The organism is Streptomyces sp. 8L (assembly GCF_020176795.1).
GTDB lineage: Bacteria > Actinomycetota > Actinomycetes > Streptomycetales > Streptomycetaceae > Streptomyces.
Window position 1 is genome coordinate 1 of record NZ_JAIUKE010000264.1, and the last position, 4,955, is coordinate 4,955.

At 72.6% G+C, this 4,955-nt stretch carries 4 protein-coding genes; 2 read left to right on the forward strand and 2 right to left on the reverse strand.

The window, feature by feature from the left end:
* Positions 1-171: 171 nt before the first annotated feature.
* Together LCE31_RS21840 and rpsA are read right to left on the reverse strand one after the other, a co-directional pair.
* Complete coding sequence (locus LCE31_RS21840) at positions 172-1,116, reverse strand: PAC2 family protein (RefSeq protein ID WP_225016704.1); 945 nt, start codon at positions 1,114-1,116, stop codon at positions 172-174.
* Between the two features lie 322 nt (positions 1,117-1,438).
* The gene (rpsA, locus tag LCE31_RS21845) at positions 1,439-2,947 is read right to left on the reverse strand and encodes a 30S ribosomal protein S1 (RefSeq protein ID WP_225016705.1); all 1,509 of its coding nucleotides are present in this window, start codon (positions 2,945-2,947) and stop codon (positions 1,439-1,441) included.
* 450 nt (positions 2,948-3,397) lie between these two features.
* On the opposite strand from rpsA, the gene LCE31_RS21850 reads away from it, so the two are divergent.
* Both LCE31_RS21850 and LCE31_RS21855 read left to right on the forward strand, forming a co-directional pair.
* Positions 3,398-4,336: a class I SAM-dependent methyltransferase gene (locus LCE31_RS21850; protein WP_225016706.1), complete on the forward strand. Its 939-nt coding sequence runs from the start codon at positions 3,398-3,400 to the stop codon at positions 4,334-4,336.
* 5 nt (positions 4,337-4,341) lie between these two features.
* On the forward strand, positions 4,342-4,955 hold a 614-nt coding region (locus tag LCE31_RS21855; RefSeq protein WP_374118520.1), incomplete at its 3' end, for a DEAD/DEAH box helicase.

Sequence of the window (4,955 nt, forward strand, 5' to 3'; positions counted from 1 at the left end):
GGGGGGCCCCCCCCCCCGCCCCCCCGCCCCGCCCCCCCCCCCCCCCGCCGGCCCCCCCCCCCCCCCGCCGGCCCCCCCCCGCGGGGGGGCCGGGGGGGCGGGGGGGGGCCCCGGGGCCCCCCCCCCGGGCCGCCAACGTGCCATTGTGGAAGGAGAGTTGGCGCACGCCGGTCAGGCGCCGCCCTCGCCCTCCCGCTCCGCGAGGAACTTCTCGAATTCCAGGCCGATCTCCTCCGCCGAGGGGATCTCCGCGGGCTCCGCCACCAGGCTGCCCCTGGTCTCGGCGCCGATGACCGCGTCGTACTGGTGCTCAAGGCCCTGGACCATGGTGACCAGGTCCTCGTCCCCCTCGCCGAGCTGCCGCTCGATCTCGGTCTGCGTACGCTGCGCCTCCGTGCGCAGGGCGTGCGCCACGGCCGGCAGGACCAGTCCCGTCGCCGCGGTGATCGTCTCCAGCGCGGTCAGGGCCGCGTCCGGGTACGAGGAACGGGCGACGTAGTGCGGCACATGCGCGGCCACGCCGAGCACGTCGTGTCCCGCCTCCATCAGCCGCAGCTCCACCAACGACTCGGCGCTGCCCGGGATCTGGGCCTCGTCGAACGGACTGCGGTGGCCGGGCGTGAGGTCCGTACGGTTGCCGTGGGGCGTGATGCCGACGGGGCGCGTGTGCGGAACGCCCATGGGAATGCCGTGGAAATTGACCACCAGACGCACCCCGAGGCGCTCGACCACCTGCTCGACCGCGGCGGCGAACCGCTCCCACTCAACGTCGGGCTCGGGACCGGACAGCAGCAGGAACGGCGCTCCTGTCGCGTCCTGCACCATGCGCACGTCCAGCGTCGGCGTCTCGTACTCCGTGAACCGGTCGCGCCGGAACGTGAGCAGCGGACGGCGGGCGCGGTAGTCGACCAGCCTGTCGTGGTCGAAGCGGGCGACCACCTGATGCGGGAGGGCCTCAAGCAGGTTCTCCACGATCTGGTCGCCGGTCTCGCCCGCGTCGATGTATCCGTCGAAGTGGTACAGCATGACCAGGCCCGCGGTCTCCTGCGCCAGCGCCAGGTCCACGGCCGCCAGGCCCTTCGTGTCCCACTCGTACAAATCCTGCGGATCAAGCACGATTACCGCTCCTCCTCCTGCTGTTCCCCCGCAAGAACGCACCGGGAGGCGCCGACATTCCCCGTCCGCGCCTCCCGCCCCGTACTCGCCGGAGACGCTCGGGCCCCGGTCGGGCGGGGACGCGCTGGTGCAGTGTAGCCACCACGCCGCGTGCCGGGGGAAGGAGAACACTCCGTACGCTCCGCGCTGCCGGGCGTCCGCGCAGCCGCCGGTCACGCGTGGCCGCCCGTCTCGTCCGGGCATGCGGAAGGCCCGCTCCCCGAAGGGAACGGGCCTTCCGTACGACATCAGCGCATGAGCGCCGGCGTCAGCCGCCCGAGCGTCAGCTCTGGCCGCCGGCCAGCTTCTCGCGCAGCGCCGCCAGGGCCTCGTCCGACGCCAGGGCGCCGGAGTTGTCCGTGGACTCCGAGGAGTACGAGCCGCCGGACGCCGCCGGGGCGCCGCCCTGGCCGGCCGCCGGAGCAGCCGCGCCCTCGGCCGCCGCCGCCTCGTCCGCCTCGCGGGACTTGATGACCTGGGCCTGGTGCTGCTCGAAGCGCTGCTGCGCCTCGGCGTACTGCGTCTCCCACGCCTCGCGCTGGGTCTCGTAACCCTCGAGCCAGTCGTTGGTCTCGGGGTCGAAGCCCTCGGGGTAGATGTAGTTGCCCTGGTCGTCGTAGGACGCGGCCATGCCGTAGAGCGTCGGGTCGAACTCGACCGAGGCCGGGTCGGCGCCGAAGGACTCGTTGGCCTGCTTCAGCGAGAGGCTGATGCGGCGGCGCTCCAGGTCGATGTCGATGACCTTGACGAAGATCTCGTCGTTGACCTGGACGACCTGCTCCGGGATCTCCACGTGGCGCTCGGCCAGCTCGGAGATGTGGACCAGGCCCTCGATGCCCTCGTCCACCCGGACGAACGCGCCGAACGGAACCAGCTTCGTGACCTTGCCGGGGACGACCTGGCCGATCTGGTGCGTGCGGGCGAACTGCTGCCACGGGTCTTCCTGCGTCGCCTTCAGCGACAGGGAGACGCGCTCGCGGTCCATGTCGACGTCCAGGACCTCGACCGTGACCTCCTGGCCGACCTCGACGACCTCGGACGGGTGGTCGATGTGCTTCCAGGACAGCTCCGAGACGTGCACCAGACCGTCGACACCGCCGAGGTCCACGAACGCACCGAAGTTGACGATGGAGGAGACGACGCCGGAGCGCACCTGGCCCTTCTGGAGGGTGGTGAGGAAGGTCTGGCGGACCTCGCTCTGCGTCTGCTCCAGCCAGGCACGGCGGGACAGGACCACGTTGTTGCGGTTCTTGTCCAGCTCGATGATCTTGGCTTCGAGCTCCTTGCCCACGTAGGGCTGGAGGTCGCGCACGCGGCGCATCTCGACCAGGGAGGCCGGCAGGAAGCCACGGAGGCCGATGTCGAGGATGAGACCACCCTTGACGACCTCGATGACCGTACCGGTGACGATGCCGTCTTCTTCCTTGATCTTCTCGATCGTGCCCCAGGCACGCTCGTACTGAGCGCGCTTCTTGGACAGGATGAGACGGCCTTCCTTGTCCTCCTTCTGGAGGACCAGGGCCTCGATCTCATCGCCGACGGCGACGACCTCGTTGGGGTCGACGTCGTGCTTGATCGAAAGCTCGCGGGAGGGGATGACACCCTCGGTCTTGTAACCGATGTCGAGCAGGACCTCGTCCCGGTCGACCTTCACGATGACGCCGTCGACGATGTCGCCGTCGTTGAAGTACTTGATCGTCTCGTCGATCGCGGCGAGGAAGGCGTCCTCGTTACCGATGTCGTTGACCGCAACCTGCGGGGTGGTGGCGGTGGTCTCGGTGCTGCTCGTCATGTGGGAAAGGGCTCCGGTACGGACATTGGATCGTAGGTACTGCTACGCCGAGAGCCCGATATCGCGTCCACCGGAACCCGGACAGCTCTCGCAGCACCGATCCCCGTCGATATCACCGACCGGAAGGCGCCTCGACAACCGAGGGACTCCGAACAGATGCGAGCGCGGCTGCTACGTCTGAGGCGCGCAAGCCCGCAGCGCAACCTTTAGCATACGGGGGCAGCCAGGCATGGTCAATGCGCGAAGGCGCACACCCGGGGCGGAACGCCGCATACCGGAAACCGGCACGTCGCGCGGGCCCTGTCGCGCCCCGGCCGCGCGCCCCGTCCCCGCCGGCTGGCGGGAGCGGGACACTGCCGCACTCCGGGCGGCGACCGGGGCTGCGTCCACCTCAAGACTGCACGTACCTTACGACGAACCGCAGGTACTGACGACAACACGACGGACACGATGATCCAAGAGCACGGCGCACACGAGCCCGGCAGCAGCACCGAGGAACAGCCCGCGCGCGAAGGGGCAGTACTGGAACAACAGGGCCAACAGCAGCAACAGGAACAGCAAGGGGACGGGGACGGGGACGCCGGCTACGAGCCGGAGGCCGCCCGCCGCCCCGCCGGTGACACGGAGAGCTCGCGCGCGAACCGCGGGTGGTGGGACAGGAACGCCGACGAGTACCAGACCGAGCACGGCACCTTCCTCGGCGACGACCGCTTCGTCTGGTGCCCCGAGGGGCTGGACGAGATGGAGGCCGGGCTGCTCGGCCCGCTGGAGTCGCTGCGCGGGCTCGACGTCCTGGAGATCGGCGCCGGCGCCGCGCAGTGCTCGCGCTGGCTGGCCGCACAGGGCGCGCGGCCCGTGGCGCTCGACCTCTCGCACCGCCAGCTCCAGCACGGCCGCCGTATCGACGACGAGCGGGCCGGCTCCGTCGCGCTCGTGCAGGCGGACGCCGGGGTACTGCCCTTTCGCGACGGCGCCTTCGACCTGGCGTGCTCGGCGTACGGCGCGATCCCCTTCGTGGCCGACCCGGTGGCGGTCTTCCGCGAGGTGTGCCGGGTGCTGCGGCCCGGCGGCCGGTGGGTGTTCTCGGCGACGCACCCGGTGCGCTGGGCGTTCCCGGACGAGCCGGGCCCCGAGGGCCTGACCGCGACGATGTCCTACTTCGACCGCACGCCCTACGTCGAGCAGGACGAGCAGGGCGACGCCGTGTACGTGGAGCACCACAGGACGCTCGGCGACCGGGTGCGGGACCTGACGGCCGCCGGGTTCCGGCTGCTCGACCTGGTGGAGCCGGAGTGGCCGGCGTGGAACACGCAAGAGTGGGGCGGCTGGTCACCGCTGCGCGGCGCTCTGCTGCCGGGCACGGCGATCTTCGTCTGCGTACGGGACTGACGCGCGTGGCGCCGGTGCGCGAGGACGCGCTCGCCGCGCTGCCCGTAGGGGCGGTGCTGCCGGAGCTGGCCGGGGCGCTCGACGCCGCCGGGTGCGCGGTGCGACGCGCGCCGCCCGGCACCGGCAAGACCACCCTGGTACCGCTGGCGCTCGCCGGGCTGCTTCCCGGGCCGGGGGGGGGGCCGGCGCGGCGGGTGCTGGTGGCCGAGCCGCGGCGGACCGCGGCGCGGGCCGCGGCCCGGCGCATGGCGTGGCTGCTGGGCGAGCGGGCCGGGCAGCGGGTGGGGTTCACGGTGCGCGGGGAGCGCGCGGTGGGGCCAGGGACGGTCGTGGAGGTGGTGACCACCGGCGTGCTGCTCCAGCGGCTCCAGCGCGACCAGGAGCTGGCGGGCGTCGACGTGGTGATCCTGGACGAGTGCCACGAGCGGCACCTGGACGCCGACACGGCCGCCGCGTTCCTGCTGGACGTGCGGGCGGCGCTGCGGCCGGAGCTGCGGCTGGTGGCCGCGGCCCCCCCCCCGGGGGCCGCCCGGGGGGGGGGCGCCCCCCCCCCCCACCCCCCCCCGCCCCCCGGGCCCCGCCCCCGGGGGGGCGGGGGGGAAACACCCCCGGGGGGGGG

Bases quoted from the DNA above. Each gene is read 5' to 3' on its own strand.
- rpsA (WP_225016705.1), bottom strand. From the start codon at position 2,947: ATGACGAGCAGCACCGAGACCACCGCCACCACCCCGCAGGTTGCGGTC.
- LCE31_RS21850 (WP_225016706.1), top strand. From the start codon at position 3,398: ATGATCCAAGAGCACGGCGCACACGAGCCCGGCAGCAGCACCGAGGAA.